Source organism: Pseudomonas sp. GW822-FHT02G04 (genome assembly GCF_058802085.1).
The window spans coordinates 57,243-80,524 of record NZ_JBXANU010000010.1 but is presented as its reverse complement, the minus strand read 5'-3'; the positions used below and the strand labels follow the sequence as shown (position 1 = coordinate 80,524).

14 protein-coding genes and 1 pseudogene are annotated in these 23,282 nt (G+C 59.4%); 7 read left to right on the top strand and 8 right to left on the bottom strand.

Going from position 1 to position 23,282, the window contains the following annotated elements:
• Window positions 1–27 precede the first annotated feature (27 nt).
• Together AC1RO5_RS15105 and AC1RO5_RS15100 are read right to left on the bottom strand one after the other, a co-directional pair.
• Window positions 28–2,550, bottom strand: a complete 2,523-nt coding sequence (locus AC1RO5_RS15105) for a TcfC E-set like domain-containing protein (RefSeq protein ID WP_493175928.1) — start codon at window positions 2,548–2,550, stop codon at window positions 28–30.
• A gap of 109 nt (window positions 2,551–2,659) precedes the next feature.
• Window positions 2,660–3,145: a CS1 type fimbrial major subunit gene (locus tag AC1RO5_RS15100; protein ID WP_493175927.1), complete on the bottom strand. Its 486-nt coding sequence runs from the start codon at window positions 3,143–3,145 to the stop codon at window positions 2,660–2,662.
• Window positions 3,146–3,654: 509 nt separating this feature from the next.
• Between AC1RO5_RS15100 and AC1RO5_RS15095 the strand changes: the two genes are divergently transcribed.
• Window positions 3,655–4,236 (top strand): PadR family transcriptional regulator, encoded by a 582-nt coding sequence (locus tag AC1RO5_RS15095; protein ID WP_019651322.1) that lies wholly within the window; start codon window positions 3,655–3,657, stop codon window positions 4,234–4,236.
• Complete coding sequence (locus AC1RO5_RS15090) at window positions 4,233–5,024, top strand: siderophore-interacting protein (RefSeq protein ID WP_493175925.1); 792 nt, start codon at window positions 4,233–4,235, stop codon at window positions 5,022–5,024. Before AC1RO5_RS15095 ends, AC1RO5_RS15090 begins: the two co-directional genes overlap by 4 nt.
• 165 nt (window positions 5,025–5,189) lie before the next feature.
• Here AC1RO5_RS15090 and AC1RO5_RS15085 read toward each other — a convergent pair whose 3' ends face one another.
• From AC1RO5_RS15085 to AC1RO5_RS15075, 3 genes are all read right to left on the bottom strand, one after another.
• Window positions 5,190–5,834 carry a Pr6Pr family membrane protein gene (locus tag AC1RO5_RS15085; RefSeq protein WP_493175923.1) on the bottom strand — a complete coding sequence of 215 codons (645 nt, stop codon included), beginning with the start codon at window positions 5,832–5,834 and terminating at the stop codon, window positions 5,190–5,192.
• Window positions 5,835–5,836: 2 nt separating this feature from the next.
• On the bottom strand, window positions 5,837–6,067 hold the full coding sequence (locus AC1RO5_RS15080) for a VF530 family protein (protein WP_007941719.1): 231 nt from the start codon (window positions 6,065–6,067) through the stop codon (window positions 5,837–5,839).
• Between the two features lie 161 nt (window positions 6,068–6,228).
• Window positions 6,229–7,617 carry an aminotransferase-like domain-containing protein gene (locus AC1RO5_RS15075; protein WP_493175921.1) on the bottom strand — a complete coding sequence of 463 codons (1,389 nt, stop codon included), beginning with the start codon at window positions 7,615–7,617 and terminating at the stop codon, window positions 6,229–6,231.
• A 349-nt stretch (window positions 7,618–7,966) separates the two neighbouring features.
• On the opposite strand from AC1RO5_RS15075, the gene AC1RO5_RS15070 reads away from it, so the two are divergent.
• The 5 genes and pseudogenes from AC1RO5_RS15070 (at window position 7,967) to lon (ending at window position 17,488) form a co-directional block, all read left to right on the top strand.
• Entirely contained in the window at window positions 7,967–9,172 is a 1,206-nt protein-coding gene (locus AC1RO5_RS15070) for a benzoate/H(+) symporter BenE family transporter (RefSeq protein ID WP_493175918.1), read from the top strand.
• Window positions 9,173–9,312: 140 nt separating this feature from the next.
• Window positions 9,313–10,550: pseudogene (gene glyA, locus AC1RO5_RS15065) on the top strand (serine hydroxymethyltransferase).
• 241 nt (window positions 10,551–10,791) lie between these two features.
• A complete protein-coding gene (locus AC1RO5_RS15060) occupies window positions 10,792–12,174 on the top strand; it encodes a carbohydrate porin (RefSeq protein WP_493175916.1) in 1,383 nt (460 codons plus the stop codon).
• Between the two features lie 152 nt (window positions 12,175–12,326).
• On the top strand, window positions 12,327–14,735 hold the full coding sequence (locus AC1RO5_RS15055; RefSeq protein ID WP_493175915.1) for a glucose/quinate/shikimate family membrane-bound PQQ-dependent dehydrogenase: 2,409 nt from the start codon (window positions 12,327–12,329) through the stop codon (window positions 14,733–14,735).
• A gap of 335 nt (window positions 14,736–15,070) precedes the next feature.
• A complete protein-coding gene (gene lon / locus AC1RO5_RS15050) occupies window positions 15,071–17,488 on the top strand; it encodes an endopeptidase La (protein ID WP_493175913.1) in 2,418 nt (805 codons plus the stop codon).
• A 93-nt stretch (window positions 17,489–17,581) separates the two neighbouring features.
• Here lon and AC1RO5_RS15045 read toward each other — a convergent pair whose 3' ends face one another.
• The 3 genes from AC1RO5_RS15045 to AC1RO5_RS15035 form a co-directional block, all read right to left on the bottom strand.
• Entirely contained in the window at window positions 17,582–18,925 is a 1,344-nt protein-coding gene (locus AC1RO5_RS15045; RefSeq protein WP_493176055.1) for a Fic family protein, read from the bottom strand.
• Between the two features lie 159 nt (window positions 18,926–19,084).
• A complete protein-coding gene (locus AC1RO5_RS15040) occupies window positions 19,085–22,156 on the bottom strand; it encodes an efflux RND transporter permease subunit (RefSeq protein WP_493175912.1) in 3,072 nt (1,023 codons plus the stop codon).
• Between the two features lie 6 nt (window positions 22,157–22,162).
• Window positions 22,163–23,263: an efflux RND transporter periplasmic adaptor subunit gene (locus AC1RO5_RS15035; protein ID WP_493175910.1), complete on the bottom strand. Its 1,101-nt coding sequence runs from the start codon at window positions 23,261–23,263 to the stop codon at window positions 22,163–22,165.
• Window positions 23,264–23,282 lie beyond the last annotated feature (19 nt).

Below are 23,282 nucleotides of genomic sequence, written 5' to 3'. Positions count from 1 at the left end.
TGAACTCCAGAGCTTGAGCAGCACACATCAACCGGCGCTCTGCACGGCATCGCCAACGTTTGCCAGCGTGTCTGGCGTGCAACGCAAATCCCCGATCATCAGCACATTGTTTTCAGTTCGCCCCTGGCTCGGGTCCAGGCGGAACTGGCACAGCAACTGATTGCCATGACGCACTTCCAGGGTCGGTGACCCGGCGTTCATTTCCATGGAGAAGAACCCGTCCACCTCGCTCACCCCGCGACTGGCGTGGTTGATGATGTGGTGGCCCTTGAGCGGGTTGCCCTGGGGATCGATCAGACGACCGAGTACGGTGAGGGTGCGCATCACGCGGATCTGGCGATAGTCCACACCGCCCTTGTTCAGGTGATAGCTGGAACGGGATGGCTGAATGGTCGCGGCGGGGACGTCGGTGCCCTCGAAATCGAAACTGACCGAGCTGCTTTTGTAAGCCGTGATCGGCACAAAATTGCGCCCGGGTTTGAGCACTGCGCTGCCACCGCTCAAATCGTCGGCACGCAGGGTAATGGCGTCGATGTCCGATTCGACATCGATAATCATGCCCGCACCGTTGCGGTGGTATTGGCTGGTCATGACCATTTTTTGCCCGCCGACGACCACGGTGCTGTCCAGGTTCAAACCGCCGGTCAGGTCGTTGTTGAACGATGAGCGCTGGATAAACCCGTCACCGTTGACCAGGTCCGATTGCATCGACGCCATCGCGTTCAAACCGATGCCGTAGGTGTCGGTGATGGCCGTGGCCGAGACGCTTTGCAGCACGTGATCCTGCAAGGTTTTGCGGTAGGTGAGCGAGGCATTGTTATCGCGCCCGCCGTCGCGATCGGTGCGGGTGCCGATGCTGCCGGACACCTGCTCTCCCGGGCCGCCCAGCGCGATGTTTATGCTCAGGTCGACGCCACGATTGCGATCATTCCCCGAGCTGAAGCTGCCAGGGCGGTCGAACAGCGACAGCCGCCAGTTGGCGTCGCTGCCGAACAGTTCCGTGCGTTGGGTCCATCCCAGATCGAGGCCGACGCCTTCTGTGTTGCCCTCGCTGTGGGACACCCGGGCATTGACCGAACTTCTGCCGGTGAGTCGATGATTCACCGATAAGGAAGAGTTGCTGGTCTGACCGATAAATACGTTGCGCTGACGCACGCGCGTGCCGTCCGGCAAGGTGTCGTACAGTCGAGTGGTGTCGAGCCAGCTGCGGTTATGGCTGGCGACGAGGCTGCCGCTGCCATAGGAATACAGGCCCTGCACATCGAGGCCGGTGCCGTAGTCTTCAGTTTTGTAGACGTTGGCAAAAAGGCTGGCGTTGTTGACGATTGCCCAGTCAACCGACGTGCCGTATTGCAGCGAGTCGCGCACCTGCCGCCCTGTCAGGCCGAGGATCACGCGCGGGTGCCACAGGAAGTTGAACGCCGCGCCGGCGGCTATGTCGCCATCGGCCTGCTGTTCCCAGTTGCTGAGCAATTTGGATTCGCGGCCGGCGAACAGGTTGTAGCGCCAGCGCTCGTCATGATTGCGCCAATTGTTGGGTTTGTAGACCAGCTCCAGCGTGCTGGAGGTGATTTGGCCGTCTTCGATCAGACGCACTTCCACTTCATAAATACCGCCGGGCAGCGGACGCGTATCGAGGGTCTGCAACCCTGCCGGAACGGCCTGAGTGTTGATCAGCAAACCGTCGCGGTAAATCTCCACCGAGCCTTGTCGATTGGCCGTGACGTAGATCGGATAAACCGCCGGTTTCGGATTGTTGATGGCCAGGCTGTCGGAGCTGCCATACATGACGCCCAACGCGGTGTCAGGCGTTGCGCCAAAATTACGCGGCTGACGGGTCAGGCCTTCGGATGTGGGCGTGAAATAGCCCAGGCGCAGAAAGTTGCCTTGTAATTCACGCTGGGTAAAAAGCTCATGCACGGCGTGATAGATCTGGTTGTCCACACCGCCCAGGCGGGACAGCTGCATATTGACCGCTTGGGTCCAGTTGCCCAGGCTGCTACTGGCTTCCAGACCGTAACGACCACCGAGGTCCTGGTTCTGGCCGCCATTGAGGTTCAACTGGTTGCGCACGATCAGGCCGGTGCTGCCGCCTTCGGGCAGGTTGTAATACTGCTGCACCTGATCGTCCCGCTCGGCGTTTTCCGTGAGAATCGACACCAGCGAGTTTTCCAGGCTGTAGTGCACGGCCAGCAGTTGCTCAGGGCAAGCGTTCTTGCACGTGCCCAGCGGCACACCTTGTTTCAAATAGTTCGACCAGGTGTCGCGCTCACTGGCTTTGATGGTGCTGTCGCCGACATCATTGAAGTCAACTAAGGTGATCCGATCGTCGCGGGTCAACACGACCATCGCCTCACCGAGAAACTGTTGATCAAGTTCCACGCGCACCGCCAGCGGTACATCAAAGAAGTGCTCTTCGAAGTCGCTCGGTAACCCCTTGGCTTGCGCAAGCAAACTTCGAGGTGTGTGGCCGTTGTCCGCTGGCGCGGCCAGGACGGTTGCACAAAAACAAAGGGCAAGCGCCGTCGCGATGGGAGTCATCGGGAACATGAACGGGATACTCTGAAGATAAGTGCGTTGAAACCCGATCGACAGGCAGTGATTACCCATCGACCGGTAAGTGTTAACGAATAAGGCCGAGCCTTAAGTCATGGCTGACTTAGATGCGCGGAACGGCATCGAAGATCACGACTGGATTGGCCGTGTAAAGACCTGTCTGATGGGGAAGCGGCAGGGCGGCGGTAATCACCAGATCAGCCCGCATGCCCCCGTTGGATTCGGTATCGCCGACCACTTCTTTAGAAATACCGCCCAAGACTACGCCGTTGAAGACGTAGCTCATCGGGATGATGTTGTTGCCGTTGGCCAGGGGTTGCGGGCCACCTTCCACATAAGCATTGACCGAACCGTTAGTGTGGCGGATATCGTAAGTCGCACGCAGCGGGTTCAAGCTCTCGGTTATCACGTTGTAGGCCATTTTTTCATCTTTACCGAAGTCAGGATTCACCGGTTGGGCGTGGAATACTTCGGTGGGGATATTTGCGCTGATGTTGATGGACGAACGCGCTTCTTCCGCAGCGAACGCCATTGAAGAACTCAGGGCCAGGAGGGTCATCGGAACGGCGATTGCAAGCTTCTTGAACATTATTAAGTACCTGTCAATTTCAAAGGATTGGTCCGTGGAAAGCATGAGTCGCCCGTATTACCGTCTTGAATAGAGGCAATCTGGCTCAACTTTCGACGAAGAGAATGATCGGCCAATCCGCTGAGAAAGTAAGTACGTAACTTCCGAAGAACATGTAGTAACAACCGCCCGCGACCCAGTAGAAAAAACCCGCAAAATCAATAATTAAAACGTCCAACCGACAGAAACATACTACAAACAGTTTTAATAGAAAAAGCACACAGATTAATTAAATACAATCCCTGTAAGAGAAGGACTACTTAGGCGTAACTATTAAAAATCATTCGCTGTTAGTTACGCATAATTAGACCAATCACTCTAAAACAGCAAGCCACAAAACGGCATATCCCACGCCGCACTGAAACCCCGCCGCGATGCCCCCTCGGGCAACGACCGTTGGTCCTGTTGGCTTGCTCTTTCCATAAGATATATCTTAAGTTGTATCTAAACACGACGAGAGAAGACAAAAAATGAGAGACCATCATTCCCCCCACCGCGAACACGGCGACGGCCGCGACGGCTTCGAGAAACGCCCGGGCCCCGGCCGCGAGCGCGGTGGACGCGGACCACGCGTATTCGCCCCTGGCGACCTGAAATTGCTGCTACTGGCGCTGATCGCCGAGCAGCCGTGCCACGGCTATGACCTGATCCGCCAGATCGAAAGCATGTTCGACGGCGCCTACAGCCCCAGCCCCGGCGTGATCTACCCGACCCTGACCTTTCTTGAAGAAAGCGAAATGATCCTGGGCGACGCCGAGGGCGGAAAAAAACGCTACAGCATCACCGATGCCGGACGTCTGTCATTAAGCGAGCAGGCGATTGCCCTGGACGGCGTGCGCATGCGCATCGAAGTCAGCAAACGCTCATTGCGCGGCCAGGACCGCCCGGCCGAGATCCATGAAGCGGTGCACAACCTGCGTCACGCCTTGCAAATGCACCATGGTCGCTGGAGCCCGGAAGAAATCCTGCGGGTACGCGACCTGCTCAACAACACGGCCAAAGCCATCGTCGACGGCCCCGCCGTTCAACCTGTTTCGGAGAAAGTCGAATGATCGATGTGATCATGCCATCCCAAACCATTCACCGTGTCAGCCACGAGATCAAACGTCGGCGTCTGCAAGTGTTGCGGGTGGTCGACCTGACCCCGCGCATGCGCAGGATTACCCTCGGTGGTCCAGAACTCGCGGGCTTCGTCAGCCTCGGCACGGATGACCACGTCAAACTGCTGTTCCCGCAAAACGCTGCGGAACAAGCGGCGCTGGAAACCCTGGTACTGGGTGCCGGCAAGGACAACGGGCCGATGCCCGCGATGCGCGACTACACACCCCGTCGTTACGACCTGGACACGCTGGAGCTGGACATCGACTTCGTGCTGCACGGCGATGGCCCTGCCTCGACCTGGGCCGAGCAGGCCGAACCCGGCCAGTTCCTGCACATCGGCGGGCCACGGGGCTCGATGATCGTGCCGGATATCTTCGACAGTTACTTGCTGATCGGCGACGAAACCGCCCTGCCCGCCATCGCCCGCCGTCTCGAAGGCCTGGCCGCCAATCGACGTGCACTGGTGATCGTGGAAGTGGAAAACGGCGCCGAACAACAACGCCTGGAAAGCGCCGCGCAAGTCGATGTGATCTGGGTGCTGCGTGAAGGCGGCAAAAACAACCTGCTGACCACCGTGCAACAGATCAAGGCGCCCGCTGGCAATCTGTATGCGTGGGTGGCGACCGAAACCAAAGTGTCGCGGCAGATCCGCCGGGTATTGCTCGATGAGCACGGGCTGGACGAGCAGTTTGTGAAGGCCGTTGGCTACTGGCGGCTGGAGGGCAGTGACGAGGAATAACCGCCACGCTGTGGCTGCATGCTTTTTGTGGCGAGGGAGCTTGCTCCCGTTCGGCTGCGAAGCAGTCGTTAACCGGACAACACGGTGTGTCAGAGGATACCTGGTTGCAGGTTCAGGGCTGCTTCGCAGCCCAGCAGGAGCAAGCTCCCTCGCCACAGTCAGTGTTCACTTGCGATACGTGTGCCACCGATCCAACCCGATCACCAGCAGTGAAATCAGCACAAACCCCGCCAACAATCCCCCGGCATTCACGAACACCTGTGGATAACCCAGCTTGTCGACATCAATGAACGGATAGGGATAAACCGCCAGCAGATGCCCACGCCATAGCGAATAGCCGAAGTACACCAGCGGATAGATCACCCACAACGCAATGTGCCGCAGCCGTAACGTCCCCTTGGGTACACAGAACCACCAATAAACCAGGAACAGCAGCGGCATGACGTCATGCATCAACTCATCGGCCAGCCATTGCCAGCCTTCGGGATGCCATAAATGGCGCAACAACAGGCTGTACGCCACGCCGACCACCGCGATACTCACCGCAATGGCGCTGCTCACCCACGGCTGCAAAAACCAGCGTCGCGCCGCCGACTCGCGGGACGTCAGTTCACAGGTCAGCACCACCGCCACCAGCGTGTTGGTCAGCACCGTGAAAAAGCTGAAGAAACTCACCAGCCCGCCCATCAGACTGGCCGCGATACTCCAGCGGGCATAGAGAATCAGGTACATCTGAATGCTTAAGCCCGCCCAGCCCAGAATCGCCGCCACGGCAACACAACGACGCCTCGCGGTCGAGGGTATGACCATGCTCAGACCGGGCGCTTGGTGCGCATCAGCTTCACGTACAGGCGTTCGACCTTCTCCCGCGCCCACGGGGTTTTGCGCAGGAATGTCAGGCTCGACTTGATGCTCGGGTCGCTCTTGAAGCAGCGGATATCGATACGCTCGGCCAGCCCTGACCATTCGTAGTGCTCAACCAGGGCGTTGAGGATTTGCTCCAGCGTCACGCCGTGCAGGGGGTTGGTGTTCTGTTCGGTCATGCCGGGCCTTTGAGCGATGAAAGGATGAGAAGCCGCGCACCTTAGCGGAGGCTTTCGTCCGGTGGAAGGGCTCCGGCCGAAGGCATTCGTCAGATGCTGAATTAACTGTAGGCGAGTTGGCCATCATCTGAGGGACAAACGTCAGGGGATAGCGCCTGGGCTCAGTAATAACGACGCGGGTCCGAATCGATCAGACTGGCCAGCTTGGTCAGGGCAAACCGCAATTCGTCCTGGCTGGTGGGCGACATCAACACCAATCGCACGCAGCGGGTCATGCCGCTACGTTCGGCCTGGAACTGGGTGCCACTGAGGACCAGTACGCCGTTGGCACGGGCCAGCATGGTGAACTCGTCGCTGGTCCAGGGTTCGGGCAACGTCAACCAGACGTGGTAGGCATACGGCTGGGTCTTGAGCTCGAAATTGGCGAAGATTTCCTGAGCGATCGCCTGCCGCCCGGCGGCTTCGTTGCGCTGAATACGGATCAGCTTTTTATCCAACCCCTCGGTGATCACATTGCTGGCCAACTGAGCGGTCAATGGCGACGGCATCCAGACGCTGCTGCGCACCATGGAGGTCAGACGCGACAGCAGTTTCGGCGGGCTATAGAGATAGCCAATCCGCAAGGCCGGCATGACCGACTTCGACAGGCTGGTCAGGTACACCGAACGATCCGGGGCAAACGCCGACAGCGGTTTGATCGACGGGTCGGTGGCCAGAAAACCGTAGATGTCATCGTCCAGGATGATGAAGTCGAACTCCTCGGCCAACGCCGCGATTTGCGCCCGACGTTTTTGCGACATGATCGCGGCCGTCGGGTTCTGACAGGTCGCCACACAGACAAGCATCGCCGGTTTCTCACGCTGGCACAGTTCGCGTAGCGCTTCGGGAATGATCCCTTCATCGTCCATTGGCACGCCACGCAGGCGTCGTTCCAGTCCATGGGCAAGGGAAATGATGCCGGGGTAGCAGAGCTCCTCGCAGAGCACCAGATCACCGGCGTTGGTCAGCGCACTCATCGCGACCATCAAACCATGCTGTGCGCCGGCGGTGATCACCACTTGCTGCCATTGCGCATCGGGCAATGAATGGCGCAGCCATTGCGCGCCCGCCTCGCGATGAGCCGGATGACCGCCATCGGGGGCGTAATCGAGGGCCTGGGCAAAATCCGTGCTGTTGGCCATGCCCACCAAGGCTCCGCGCAACCAGTATTCCAGGGTTTCGCTGTAAGGCTTGATGATCGAAAGGTCCAGTAATTCAGACTGGCCCAGATTCAGCGAGGCGGCACTGTTGCTGGCCGGCAGTTCCAACTGCTTCTGGTTGAGCACATAAGTGCCGCGCCCCACTTCCCCCTGCACCAGACGCCGCCGATGGGCTTCGCTATAGGCACGGCTGATGGTACCGGGCGTGACATTCAGCGTGGTAGCCAGCTCCCGCAGGGTCGGCAGACGATCACCTTCGTTCAACACGCCGTTGCTGATATCGCGCGCCAACGCGTCGGCAATCGACAAATACATCGGCTGGCCGAACTCGCTTAGCTGAGGAACCCACATGAATGATCGCTACCCATCGTAGAAATGATGAATATCCGAGCATATCACAGGGTGGTTGGGCAACTAATAAATGGCCTCAATCCGCAAATTGAGTCGATTGATGCGACGATTGAATCGAAAATCATTTTTCATGCAGAATATTTTTCAACAACAATATTTACTTATAAATCAAATAGTTATTTGAAAAAAATCTAACAAGAATACCTTGATAGCAAAAAAACACCTCGTAACAACCTCTCCAACCATTGAACCAACTCAATTCATTCAAATACACTCATCTAGAATCGAATCAATCGACTCAATCTCAATTCTGAATCACCGCGTGCCCGCCACGCCAAGTCGAGACATCATGGACACACTCAGAAAGGATCTATCCCTGTCAGCGGTCATTGCAGGCTTCATCGCCGTGATCATTTCCTATGCCGGCCCGCTGATCATCGTGTTTCAGGCAGCCCGGGAGGCGCACCTGCCCAATGATCAAGTGTCGTCCTGGATCTGGGCTATTTCCATCGGCAGCGGCATTACCGGTCTGTTATTGAGCTGGCGCTTGAGGATTCCGGTGATTACGGCCTGGTCGACACCGGGTGCGGCGTTGCTGGTGTCGATGCTGCCCACGGTCTCCCTGCCCGAGGCCATCGGAGCCTATGTGGTGGCTTCGGTGATTATTGCGGTGGTCGGCCTGTCCGGTGCGTTCGACAAGCTGATGAATCGCCTGCCAAAAGCCATCGCCGCCGCCATGCTCGCCGGTATCCTGTTTCGTTTCGGCGCCGAACTCTTCACCTCGATCAAGCTGCAGCCAAGCCTGGTGCTGTCAATGATCGCGGCGTACCTGATCTTCAAACGCTTTTCACCGCGCTACGCCATCCTGTCGGTATTGATTGTCGGCTGCGCCGTGGCCGCCTCGTTCGGTGCACTCAACACCGGTTCGATCACCATCGATGTCGCTCACCCGATCTTCATCGCCCCGCAGTGGAGCTGGCACGCGATCATCAATATCGGCCTGCCGCTAGCCCTCGTCACCCTGACCGGGCAGTACGTGCCGGGCATGGCGGTGTTGCGCACCTCGGGCTACAACACGCCTGCGCGCTCGATCATTTCGGTCACGGCCATCGGCTCGATTTTGATGGCGCCATTCGGCTCCCATGGCTTAAACCTGGCGGCCATCACCGCCGCTATCTGCACCGGCCGCGAAGCCCATGAGGATCGCGACAAGCGCTACATCGCCGGGATCGCCTGCGGGGTGTTCTACATTCTGATGGGCATCTTTGGCGCGACCCTCGCTTCGGTGTTTTCTGCCTTGCCCAAAGAGCTGATCGCCTCCCTCGCCGGCCTGGCCCTGTTCGGGGCGATCAGCGCCGGGCTGACCGGCGCCATGGCTGACGAGAAACAACGTGAAGCGGCGCTGATCACCTTCCTGGTCACCGCCTCGGGCATGAGTTTCCTGGGGCTGGCCGCTGCATTCTGGGGGCTGATCTTCGGGCTCGTGGCACATTTCGTACTGACCTACACCCGGGAAAGCAAAGCCGGCGCCGTCACCGAGGGCAGCCGACCATGACCGCTCGTTACGACTTCACGGGCAGGGCCTGAAAGACACCTCCACTTTTCTTATCCACACCAGCAAAAGCCAGTCACAGGCGTTGCCGCATCACGCGCCAGCGCCCTTGGCCGAAACACTTATTTAAAGGAATGCCTTCCATGAGCCTGCTGAATCTAGACCCCACCCTCGCTCGCCTGATCAGCCGCGAACGCAACCGCCAGGAAACCCACCTGGAGCTGATCGCCTCGGAAAACTACGTCAGCGAAGAAGTACTGGAAGCCCAAGGTTCGGTGCTGACCAACAAGTACGCCGAAGGCTACCCGGGCAAGCGCTATTACGGTGGCTGTAAAGTGGTCGACGAAATTGAAAGTCTCGCCATCGAACGTGCCTGCAAACTGTTTGGTTGCGAATATGCCAACGTCCAGCCGCACTCCGGCTCCCAGGCCAACCAGGCCGTGTTCCTCGCGGTGCTCAACCCTGGCGACACGATTCTGGGAATGTCCCTGGCGATGGCGGCCACTTGACCCATGGCGCCTCGGTAAACTTCTCCGGCAAGTTCTACACCGCGTACTCTTACGGCCTGGAAAAACACAGCGAAACCCTCGACTACGCCGAGATGGAAGCCCTGGCCCGGGAACACCGGCCGAAAATGATCATTGCCGGTGCCTCGGCGTATTCCAGGACCATCGACTTCCAGCGTTTTCGCAACATCTGCGATGAAATCGGCGCGTACCTGATGGTCGACATGGCGCACTACGCCGGACTGATCGCAGCCGGCCTGTACCCCTCGCCGGTCGGCATTGCCGACTTCGTCACCTCGACCACTCATAAAACGCTGCGCGGCCCACGGGGCGGTCTGATCCTGGCTAAACGCGAACATGCGGCGTTGCTCGACAAGACGATATTCCCGGTCTATCAGGGTGGACCTCTGATGCACGTCATCGCCGCCAAAGCCGTGGCGTTCAATGAAGCCCTCGGTGATGACTTCAAGCACTATCAGCAACGCGTCATCGACAACGCCAGGACCATGGCGAACATCCTTACTCGACGGGGCCTGCGGGTGGTGTCAGGTGGCACCGACTGCCACATGTTCCTGCTCGACCTGCGCGCGAAGAACATCACCGGAAAAGATGCCGAGGCATTGCTCGAGAGCGCCCACATCACCTTGAACAAGAACGCGATCCCCGACGATCCGCAAAAACCTGCGATCACCAGCGGCATTCGCATTGGCACACCCGCCCTGACCACGCGCGGCTTCGGCGAAGCTGAATGCGCCGAAGTGGCCAACCTGATTGCCGACCTGCTTGAGCAACCGACCAATGCGGCGCTGCTGGACAATGTCCGTCGACGGGTGATGCATTTGTGTGAATGCTTCCCCGTCTATCTGTTGAATTAACGGCTCTGAAACATAGCGAGGCGGACTATTCAGTCCGCCTTTTTTTGCGCCACCTGGCACTGCGGCGACCGGTCGCAGCCGACTGTTACGAAATCCGAAAGGATCCATGTCAGTAAAAGCCCTTTCTCTATGTGTTACAGAACATTATCCTTGCGCCCGTCCAGCTGAAACGCTTCTCCCCCCTGCTGCATTCCTGCTGCGTTCAGTTCACCCCCTTTAAAAAACCAAGAATTCCTTCTCTATGCCTGATGTTCAAACTTCGCGAGACAGCGCTGTCTTTCTCCCTGTGGCCAATCGAAAAGCCCTGAACCTGATCGGCGGGTTCACCGCGTTGGGCCTTGCCACCTGCACCCAGGCCGCGCCAGCCTTCGATAGCGACTCGCCATGGATGCTGGGTGACTGGAATGGCACTCGCACCGAACTTTCGGAAAAAGGCTACGACTTCAAAGTCGATTACACCGGTGAAATGGGCAGCAACCTGCACGGCGGTTACGACCATGACCGCACCGCTCGCTACAGCGACCAGTTTGCCTTTGGCAATCACCTGGATTTGCAGAAGATTCTGGGTTGGGACGACGCTGAATTTCAGCTGACCATCACTGAACGCAACGGCAACAACATCAGCAACGACCGGATCAACGACCCGCGTGTCGGTGGTTTCACTTCGGCTCAGGAAGTCTGGGGTCGCGGCCAGACCTGGCGCCTGACGCAGATGTGGTATCAGCAGAAATTCTTCGACCAGAAGCTCGACATCAAGGTCGGCCGCTTCGGCGAAGGCGAAGACTTCAACAGCTTCCCCTGCGACTTCCAGAACCTGGCGTTCTGCGGCTCCCAGGTTGGTAACTGGGTCGGTGGCATCTGGTACAACTGGCCGGTCAGCCAGTGGGCAATGCGCGTCAAATATCACCTGACGCCGGAGCTCTACGCGCAAGTCGGGGCTTACGAGCAAAACCCGTCCAACCTGGATCGCGACAACGGTTTCAAGCTCAGCGGCAGCGGCACTCAGGGCGCAATCCTGCCGGTGGAACTGGTCTGGGCCCCGAAACTCAATGGCCTGCCGGGTGAATACCGCGCCGGTTACTACTACAGCAGCGCCAAGGCCAGCGACGTCTACAAGGACAGCGATGGCCAGCCGGCCGCCCTGAGCGGCGAGGCTTACCGCAGTGCATCGAGCAAGCATGGCGTGTGGCTCGGTATTCAGCAGCAGCTGACCAGCCGCGCCAGCGATAACGCTCGCGGCCTGAGTGTGTTCGCCAACGCCACGATGCACGACAAGAAGACCAACGCCATCGACAACTATGTCCAGGCTGGCGTCGTCTACAAAGGCCTGTTCGATGCCCGCGCCAAAGACGATATCGGCTTCGCGCTGGCCCGTGTCCACGTCAACCCGGCTTACCGCAAGAACGCCGAGGCGACCAATCAGGCCCGCGCCGTCCAGGACTTCGACGACCCGTCGTTCCTGCCACTGCAAGACACCGAATACAGCAGCGAACTCTATTACGGCGTGCACGTCACTAACTGGCTGACCGTGCGTCCGAACCTGCAATACATCCGCCACCCCGGTGGCGTGGACAAGGTCGACGACGCGCTGATTGGCGGGATCAAGATCCAGTCATCGTTCTAATTAAACGCATAAAACTGGTGGGAGCAGGCAAGCCAGCTCCCACAGGGACCGCATCAACCGAACACTTTTTTAGCTGAACCATGCCCACACCAGATCGTCATCTACAGTGACTACTGCGCGGGACTACTTAAAACGTCACGGAGAACCACACTATGAGCACTGATGGTGCTTTGAGTCGAAGCCGTCTATTGCCGACCCTGCTCGGCATTCTGCTTCTACTAATGGGCCTGGCCTTGCTGGCCGGGGGGATCAAGCTGAGCATGCTCGGCGGCTCGCTGTATTACGTGCTGGCCGGTATCGGCCTGGCGGTGACCGGGGGTCTGCTGATCGCTGCCCGCCGCTCGGCACTGGGCATGTATGCAGCCGTGTTGTTCGCCAGCACCGTCTGGGCGCTGTGGGAAGTCGCCCTCGACTGGTGGCAATTGGTGCCGCGCCTGGCGCTGTTCTTTGCCCTCGGTATCGTCCTGCTGCTGCCGTGGGTCCGCCGCCCGTTGCATCGCGGTGAGTTCAACCCGATCGGCACCGGCGCACTGAGCGCCGCCGTGGTCATCGCCGGTATCGCCGCGCTGGCCAGCCTGTTCACCAACCCGGGTGAAATCAAAGGTCAACTGGATCGTGATGCCGTGCCTGGCATGAGCAACACCGCCCCGGCCATGCCGGATGGCGACTGGAACTCCTACGGCCGCAGTGCCCATGGCGATCGCTACTCGCCACTGGCGCAAATCACCCCGCAGAACGTCAGCAAACTGGTTCCCGCCTGGACCTACCGCACCGGCGACCTGCCGGGGCCAAACGATCCGGGTGAAACCACCGCCGAAAACACCCCGCTCAAAGCCAACGGCATGCTCTATGTCTGCACGCCGCACAGCCAGGTGATCGCACTGGACCCGGACACCGGTAAGGAAATCTGGCGTTTCGATCCGAAGCTCTCCACGCAGAAGGCGGCGAACTTCAAGGGTTGGGCGCACATGACCTGCCGTGGCGTGACCTATCACGATGATGCCACCTACGCGTCAGAGCAGAGCCCGACCGGCACTGCCAACGCGCCAGTGACCAGCGTCTGCCCGCGCCGGATCTTCCTGCCGACCGCCGACACCCGCCTGATCGCCCTGAACGCCGACACCGGCAAAATGTGCGAAGACTTCGGTAACGGTGGTCAGGTCGACCTGACCGCCAACATCGGCGGCTTCACCCCTGGTGGTTACTACTCCACTTCACCACCGGCGGTCACCAAAGACCTGGTGGTGATTGGCGGCCACGTCACCGACAACGTTTCCACCGACGAGCCAAGCGGCGTGATCCGCGCGTTCGACGTGCATACCGGCAAACTGGTGTGGAACTGGGACAGCGGCAACCCGGACGACACCACGCCGATTGCCGAAGGCAAGGTCTACACCCGCAACTCGCCGAACATGTGGTCCATGTTCGCCGTCGACGAAAAACTCGGCATGCTGTACCTGCCGATGGGCAACCAGACCCCGGACCAGTTCGGTGGCGCGCGTACCCCTGAATCGGAACTGCACTCCGCCGGGTTGACCGCGCTGGACATCGCCACCGGCAAAGTGCGCTGGCACTTCCAGTTCACGCACCATGACCTGTGGGACATGGACGTCGGTGGCCAGCCAACCCTGATGGACCTGAAAACCGCAGACGGTGTGAAACCGGCGGTGCTCGCGTCCACCAAGCAAGGCAGCATCTACGTGCTGGATCGCAGCAACGGCAAACCGATCGTGCCGATCAATGAAATCCCGGTGCCGCAAGGCGCGGTGGAAGGCGACCACACGTCGCCGACCCAACCGATGTCCGACCTGAACTTCGTGCCGCCGACCCTCAAGGAACGCGACATGTGGGGCGTGACCCCGTTCGATCAGATGCTGTGCCGGATCGACTTCAAATCCCTGCGTTACGACGGCATGTTCACCCCGCCATCGCTGCAAGGCTCGATCGTTTATCCGGGTAACTTCGGTGTGTTCGACTGGGGCGGTATGTCGGTTGACCCGGTGCGTCAGATTGCTTTCGTGAACCCGAGCTACATGGCGTTCAAATCGAAACTGATCCCGGCCGCGGAAATCGCCAAACAAGGCCCGCGCGTCAGCGAAACCGAAGGCGTGCAGCCCAACAAAGGCGCGCCATACGGCGTGATCCTCGAAGCGCTGCTGTCGCCGATGGGCCTGCCGTGCCAGGCACCGGCGTGGGGCTACGTGGCCGCGGTCGATCTGACCACCCACAAAACCATCTGGAAGCACAAGAACGGCACCGTGCGCGACAGCTCGCCGGTTCCGATCCCTCTGAGCATGGGCGTACCGAGCCTGGGCGGGACCTTCACCACTGCCGGTGGCGTGGCCTTCCTGAGCGGCACCCTCGACCAGTACCTGCGCGCCTACGACGTGAAAAACGGCAAGCAGCTGTGGGAAGGCCGCCTGCCAGCCGGCGCGCAAACCACACCAATGACCTACACCGGCAAGGACGGCAAGCAATACGTGCTCGTCGTTGCGGGTGGTCACGGCTCGCTGGGCACCAAGCAAGGTGACTATGTGATTGCGTACAAACTGTCGGAATAAGCGGTAGCGGCAGTTAAAACAAAGGCGACACCCTGTGAGGGGCGTCGCCTTTTTTTGTGCGCACTGCAATCCCCGCCATCCCCAAAATCCCTGTAGGAGCGAGGCTTGCCCGCGAAGGCGATTTCACATTCAACATCGAAGTCGCCTGATACACCACCTTCGCGGGCAAGCCTCGCTCCTACAGTAGGGCGGCGTGCATCTTTTGATCTGGCTTTTAACCTTGATCCACCCGCACCTGTCAAAACCCTGAACACACACTCTGAAATAGCCAGGGCCATTGAAACCACCCCCCACCTGCCCCATCTAAGATCCATACCCTATTGCGCAGGTGCCCCATGACCGACCAGCAAGAATTCCCCGAAGACCCGAGCGAATACGCCGAAACAGACAAAAACGAACACCATTCAACCGGCAAAGGCCTCACCCTGCCTGGCCAGAACCTGCCGGACAAGGTCTACATCATCCCGATCCACAACCGGCCTTTCTTCCCGGCGCAAGTATTGCCGGTGATCGTCAATGAAGAGCCTTGGGCCGAAACCCTCGAACTGGTGAGCCAGTCCGACCACCATTCTCTGGCGCTGTTCTTCATGGACGCCCCCCAGGAAGATCCGCGCCACTTCGACACCTCGGCCCTGCCGGAATACGGCACGCTGGTCAAAGTCCATCACGCCAGCCGCGAAAACGGCAAACTGCAATTCGTCGCCCAGGGCCTGACCCGGGTGCGCATCAAAACCTGGCTCAAGCACCATCGCCCGCCGTATCTGGTGGAAGTCGAATACCCGCACCAGCCCACTGAGCCGACCGATGAGGTCAAGGCCTACGGCATGGCGCTGATCAATGCGATCAAGGAACTGCTGCCGCTGAACCCGCTGTACAGCGAAGAGTTGAAAAACTACCTCAACCGCTTCAGCCCCAACGACCCGTCGCCCCTGACCGACTTCGCCGCCGCCCTGACCTCGGCCACGGGCAGCGAACTGCAAGAAGTGCTCGACTGCGTGCCGATGCTCAAGCGCATGGAAAAAGTCCTGCCGATGCTGCGCAAGGAAGTCGAAGTCGCGCGCTTGCAGAAAGAGATTTCCGCCGAAGTTAACCGCAAGATCGGCGAGCATCAGCGCGAGTTCTTCCTCAAGGAACAACTCAAGGTCATCCAGCAAGAGCTGGGGCTGACCAAGGACGATCGCAGCTCCGACATCGAGCAGTTCGAGCAACGCCTGACGGGCAAGGTGTTGTCGCCCCAGGCGCAGAAACGCATCGTTGAGGAAATGAACAAACTGTCGGTCCTCGAAACCGGATCGCCGGAATACGCGGTGACCCGCAACTACCTCGACTGGGCGACCTCGGTGCCGTGGGGCGTGTACGGCGAGGACAAACTCGACCTCAAGCACGCGCGCAAGGTGCTGGATAAACACCACGCAGGCCTCGACGACATCAAGGACCGTATCCTCGAGTTCCTCGCGGTCGGCGCCTACAAAGGCGAAATCAGCGGCTCCATCGTGTTGCTGGTCGGCCCGCCAGGCGTGGGCAAGACCAGCGTCGGTAAATCCATCGCCGAATCCCTGGGGCGGCCGTTCTATCGCTTCAGCCTCGGCGGCATGCGCGACGAAGCCGAGATCAAGGGCCATCGCCGCACCTACATCGGCGCGCAACCGGGCAAACTCGTCCAGGCGTTGAAAGACGTCGAAGTGATGAACCCGGTGATCATGCTCGACGAGATCGACAAGATGGGCCAGAGCTACCAGGGCGACCCGGCCTCGGCGCTGCTGGAAACCCTCGACCCGGAACAGAACGTCGAATTCCTCGACCACTACCTGGATTTGCGCCTGGACCTGTCGAAAGTGCTATTCGTCTGCACCGCCAACACCCTGGACTCGATCCCCGGCCCGCTGCTGGACCGGATGGAAGTGATTCGCCTGTCGGGTTACATCACCGAAGAAAAAGTCGCCATCGCCAAGCGTCACCTGTGGCCGAAACAACTGGAAAAGGCTGGTGTGTCCAAAAACAGCCTGACCATCAGCGACAACGCCCTCAGATCGCTGATCGACGGCTATGCCCGTGAGGCCGGAGTCCGTCAGCTGGAGAAAAACCTCGGAAAACTGGTGCGCAAAGCGGTGATGAAGCTGCTCGACGAACCGAAAGCCGTGATCAAACTCGGCCCCAAAGACCTGGAAGCCTCACTCGGCCGACCGGTGTTCCGCAACGAGCAAGTGCTGTCCGGCGTCGGTGTGATCACAGGGCTAGCCTGGACCAGCATGGGCGGCGCGACCCTGCCGATCGAAGCCACGCGCATTCACACCCTCAACCGAGGCTTTAAGCTTACCGGGCAACTGGGGGACGTGATGAAAGAGTCGGCAGAAATTGCCTACAGCTACGTCAGCTCCCATCTGAAGCAATTCGGCGGTGACCCGACATTCTTCGATGAAGCCTTCGTCCACCTCCACGTACCGGAAGGCGCAACGCCGAAAGACGGCCCGAGCGCCGGCGTGACCATGGCCAGCGCCCTGCTTTCGCTGGCCCGCAACCAGCCACCGAAAAAAGGCGTGGCCATGACCGGTGAACTGACGCTGACCGGGCACGTACTGCCGATTGGCGGCGTGCGCGAAAAAGTCATCGCGGCGCGTCGGCAGAAGATCAATGAACTGATTTTGCCGGAGCCGAACCGGGGTAACTTCGAAGAGTTGCCGGAATACCTGAAGGAAGGCATTACCGTGCACTTTGCCAAGCGTTTTGCGGATGTGGCGAAGATATTGTTCTGAGCCGTAACCTGATCGTTTCCATGTGTTGGGAATAATCAGACTCAACAAAAAGCCCGCTGACCTTTTAAGGGGTCAGCGGGCTTTTCATTTATGTCACAGGCCTGCTCCGCGCAAGAAGAACACCCACTCCCTGCCCATTTTCCTCTTCTCGAACACGTTCAACCCAACCAACCCATTCAAGGTCGCCGACGCGGTGTTGTAAGAGCAGTCCAGATTCTCCTTCACATTGACCGCCGTAAATTCCTTGGCCATTCCACTCTTGGCCACTTGGTATACCGCGCGCTGTCTCTCGGTCAATTGGTCAAAAAAGCCGGACTCCAACAACCATCGATCAAAGTTCTCGGCATAAGCCAGACTTTTCCGATAGGCCTCAGTAAAACCACTGACAGCACGCAGAATTACCGAACACTGGAAATCGATGAAATAAGTCAGGTCCAGCTCATCAGCTTCCGTATTCAGATACGAGCGGCCATATTTCACCGGCGCATTGCGCAACAAAATGCTGATCGCTATATAGCGAAAGGCCGAGAAGTCATTCTTGAACATGAACCAGTAAAACAGCGCCCGCGCGACCCGGCCGTTGCCGTCGCGAAAAGGATGCTCATAGCCCAAAGCAAAATGCAGGGCGATGCCTTTTATCAACGGATGAAGATAATCCACTTGATAGGGGTCGTTGTGGGATTGATTGATCCAGTTCGACAACACCTGCAGCCGTGACACCAGCCCTGCTGCGGGCGGCGGTGTATGAACGGTATTGCCCTCGCCATCCTGCACCACCACATCATCGTTGGCCCTGAAAGCCCCGGGTGAATATTGAGTGTCATCGATGCCCTCGACGCCGACACGATGCATCGCCGTAATCAGCTCGACACTCAAGGGTTCATAACGCTTTTCCCAGGCGAAGTTCATCATTTTGTAGTTGCCGATGACCATTCGCTCATCCGGCGTACGCGGCAGCCGCTTGCGCTTGAGCATATCTTTTGCCACTCGGGTAGTGGTCGCTGCACCTTCGAGTTGGCTGCTGCTGATTGCTTCATCTTCGATCAGATCGTTAAGCAGATAGCTGAAATGCGCATGCTCGCCGATCTGGCTGGTCATGTGTTCCAGCGCTGCCGTTGTCGCTTGCCGATCGACGGCAGAAACCGCTTTCTGCGCCAGCGGCGTGAGCACGAAGCGACCCCATTGGACAGGCTCGCCCAATGGCAGAAGGGTTGAGTACTGGGCGGTTCGGGCTTTTTTGACCAAGGCCCAGCACAGATTAGAGTCCAGCCCCGGCGCCCAGCGGTAGCGTAAGTCATCGAACGGAAGGTAACGCCCCTGATCGTCCAGAGGCTTGAGCAGTGCGAGGTAGTCCGAGAGGCGTTCCTTATTGGGCGATTGCCCCAACCGATCGAACACCGGGTCGGATCTGCCCTTCAGCATGGGCGGCTTTTTCATCATTGCTGTCTCAAAAACTCACGAAACCGAGTCTCGAGTACAACACCGCCCTTGCTCTGACTCAATATCAGACGGATCTGAAATACATGTAGGAGCTACCGCAGGATGCTCCTACAAGGGAAGGCGGCGAGCCAAACCACGAGGTCGAGGCCGCCAAGATCAAACGGGCTCTTTCTTGACCCTGAACCAAGCCGCATACAACGCCGGCAAGAACAGCAGCGTCAACGCCGTCGCCACAATCAGCCCGCCCATGATCGCCACCGCCATCGGCCCGAAAAACACACTGCGCGACAATGGAATCATCGCCAGCACCGCCGCCAGCGCGGTCAACACAATCGGCCGGAAACGTCGCACCGTCGCCTCGATGATCGCCTGCCACGGTTTGAGCCCGGCAGCGATGTCCTGCTCGATCTGATCCACCAGAATCACCGAGTTACGCATGATCATCCCGGACAAGGCGATGGTCCCTAGCATGGCGACAAAACCGAATGGCTGACGGAACACCATCAGAAACAACGTCACCCCGATCAACCCCAGCGGCGCCGTCAGAAACACCATGACCGTGCGTGAGAAACTGCGCAGTTGCAGCATCAGCAACGTCAGCACCACCACGATGAACAGCGGCACGCCGGCCTTCACCGAGTTCTGCCCTCGGGCCGAGTCTTCCACCGTACCGCCGACTTCCAGCAAATAGCCGTCCGGCAGTTCGGCGCGGATCGGATCGAGGGTCGGCATGATTTGCTGCACCAGTGTCGCCGGTTGTTCCTTGCCGTAGATGTCGGCGCGAACCGTCACGTTGGGCAGGCGGTTACGGTGCCAGATGATGCCTTCTTCGAAGCCGTATTCCAGCGTGGCAATCTGCGACAGCGCCACGCTGCGACCGTTGTCGGTCGGCACGGCCAGGCTCGGCAGCAACGCCAGTTCGGTGCGCTCATGCACCGTGCCGCGCAGCAGGATCTCGATCAACTCGTTGTCTTCGCGGTACTGACTGACACTGGCACCGGTCAGCGAGCCTCGCAGGAAAGTCGAGAGGTTCGCCGTGCTCACGCCCAGCGCTCGCGCGCGGTCCTGATCGACGTTCAGGTACACGACTTTGCTCGGTTCTTCCCAGTCCAGATGCACGTTGGCCACGTGTGGATTCTCACGAACCTTGGCCGCGACTTTACGCGCCAAGGCGCGGACGTCCGCAATGTGTTCACCGGTGACCCGGAACTGCACCGGATAACCAACCGGCGGGCCGTTCTCCAGCCGCGTGACCCGCGAGCGCAGGGCCGGGAATTGTTCGTTGAGGGTTTCGATCAGCCAGGTGCGCAGGGTTTCGCGGTCTTCGATGGTCTTGGCCAGCACCACAAACTGCGCAAAGCTGGCGGCCGGAAGTTGCTGATCCAGCGGCAGGTAGAAGCGCGGCGAACCGGTGCCAACATAAGCCACATAGTTGTCGATCCCGACGTGATCCTTGAGCAGGCCTTCGAGACGCTTGACCTCTTCTGCGGTGTTGCTCAGGGAGGCACCTTCGGCCAGTTTCAGATCAACCATCAGTTCCAGCCGCCCCGAAGCCGGGAAGAACTGCTGCGGCACGAAACGGAACAGCACCACGGACGCGACGAACATCACGATGGTCAGCACGATCACCGTTTTGCGCCGGCGCACGCACCACTCCACCAGCCGTCTGACGCGCTGATAGAACGGCGTGCCGTAAGGGTCGGGATGGCCGTCGCCGGTGCCGTGTTTGGCGGCGTGAATTTTCGCCAGGTCCGGCAGGAGTTTTTCCCCCAGATAAGGCACAAAGACCACGGCGGCCACCCACGACGCCAGCAGCGCGATGGTCACCACCTGGAAGATCGAGCGAGTGTATTCACCGGTGCCCGATTGCGCGGTGGCAATCGGCAGGAAACCGGCAGCGGTGATCAACGTACCGGTGAGCATCGGGAACGCGGTGCTGGTCCAGGCATAGCTGGCAGCCTTGATCCGGTCGAAGCCCTGCTCCATTTTGATCGCCATCATTTCCACGGCGATGATCGCGTCATCCACCAGCAAGCCCAGCGCCAGCACCAGCGCGCCGAGGGAAATCTTGTGCAGGCCGATCCCGAGGTAATACATGCAGGCGAAGGTCATCGCCAGCACCAGTGGAATCGCCAGCGCCACGACCATGCCGGTGCGCACGCCGAGGGAGAAGAAGCTCACCAGCAACACAATCGCCAGGGCCTCCACCAGCACCTGAACGAACTCGCCGACACCGGTTTTCACCGCGGCAGGTTGATCGGAGACTTTGCGCAACTGCATGCCGGCCGGGAGGTTCTGCTGGATCCGGGCGAACTCTATTTCCAGCGCCTTGCCCAATACCAGAATATCGCCACCGTCCTTCATGGCTACCGCCAGACCAATGGCATCTTCAGCCATGAAGCGCATGCGCGGCGCCGGTGGATCGTTGAAGCCACGACGCACGTTCGCCACATCGCCGATGCGGAACGTACGATCAGCGACGCGGATCGGGAAGTTCTTGATCTCGTCGACTGTCTGAAAATTCCCCGAGACCCGTAGCTGCAAACGCTCGCTGGTGGTTTCGAAGAAGCCCGCGGTAGACATCGCGTTCTGTTCTTCAAGGGCCTGCTGCACCACCGCCAACGGCAACCCGAGGGTGGCCAGTTTGACGTTGGACAATTCGATCCAGATCTTCTCGTCCTGCAATCCGAGCAGGTCGACCTTGCCCACATCCTTGACCCGTTGCAGCTGAATCTGGATGCGGTCGGCGTAATCCTTGAGCACCGCGTAATCAAATCCGTCGCCGGTCAGGGCGTAGATATTGCCGAAGGTGGTGCCGAATTCATCGTTGAAAAACGGCCCCTGGATGCCCGGTGGCAGGGTCTGGCGGATGTCGCCGATTTTTTTGCGGACCTGATACCAGAGGTCCGGGATTTCCACCGAGTGCATCGAATCCCGCGCGACGAACGTCACCTGGGACTCGCCCGGGCGGGAGAACGAGGCGATCCGTTCGTACTCGCCGGTTTCCATCAGTTTCTTTTCAATACGCTCGGTGACCTGGCGCGACACTTCCTCGGCCGTGGCCCCCGGCCAGTTGGTGCGAATCACCATGGCCTTGAAGGTGAACGGCGGGTCTTCACTTTGGCCGAGCTTGGTGTAGGACAACGCGCCGACTACAGCCAGCAAGAGCATCAGGAACAGTACGATCTGGCGGTTACGCAGCGCCCATTCGGATAGATTGAAACCCATCGGGGATTACTCCTTGTGCGCCAGATTGACCACGCGATTGGAGCGATCCACCGGGCGCACTTGCTGCCCGTCGTGAAGCACATGGACACCGGCCGCCACCACCCAGTCGCTGGCATTCAGGCCTTCGAGCACCGGCACGGTTTTCTCGCCGAATGCACCGACCCGCACCGGGGCTTTTTTCAAGGTGTTGTTGGCACCGACCACCCACACGTAAGTGGCACCGTTTTCTGCGGTGAGGGCCGACAGCGGCACCGACAACGGCACCACTTCGGCGGTCTGAATGAACACCCGGGCGCTCTGGCCGAGTTCGGCGGGAACCTTGCCGGCGGTAAAAGCGATACGGGCGGCAAAGGTGCGGGATTTGGGGTCGGCGGCAGGCGACAACTCACGGATGTGCCCGGGGAAACGCTGATCGGGTTGGGTCCAGAGTTCCACCGAGACCGGCTGACCAACCTTGAAACGGCCGAAGCTCTGCTCCGGCAGACTGATCAACACTTCGCGCTCGCCATCGGTGGCGAGGGTAAACACGGTTTGCCCCGCCGCCACCACTTGCCCGACTTCAACCGCACGTTTGGCCACCACGCCATCCTGCGGCGCACGCAGCACCGCGTAGCTGGCCTGATTGGTCGAAACATTGAATTCGGCTTTGATTTGCTTGAGGCGTGCCTCGCCGGAGCGGTAGAGGTTTTCGGCGTTGTCGTACTGCGAACGGCTGACCATCTGCCGCTCCATCAGGGTTTTGTAGCGATCACGCTCGGCGCGAACCATGCTCAGATTGGCCTCGGCGGCCGCGACCTGGGCACGGGTGGCTTCCAGTTGCAGGCGCACGTCCTGAGGATCGAGTTCCGCCAGGGGTTGGTCAGCCTTGACCCGCTGCCCTTCTTCGACCAGTCGTCGGCTGACTTTGCCGCCAATACGGAAGGCCAGGTCCGGTTCATACCGCGCGCGGACTTCACCAGGATAACTTTCCATTGCCTGCGCCGAAGGCTCTGGCTGCACGACCATGGCCGGGCGCACAGTGACTTGAGGCGCCTCTTCGTGGCCACATGCAGACAGTAAAAAAGCCAGACTGACCGGCAACGCGAGGGGCAGGACATAGCGGAACATGGTGAAGGACCTTTCGCTA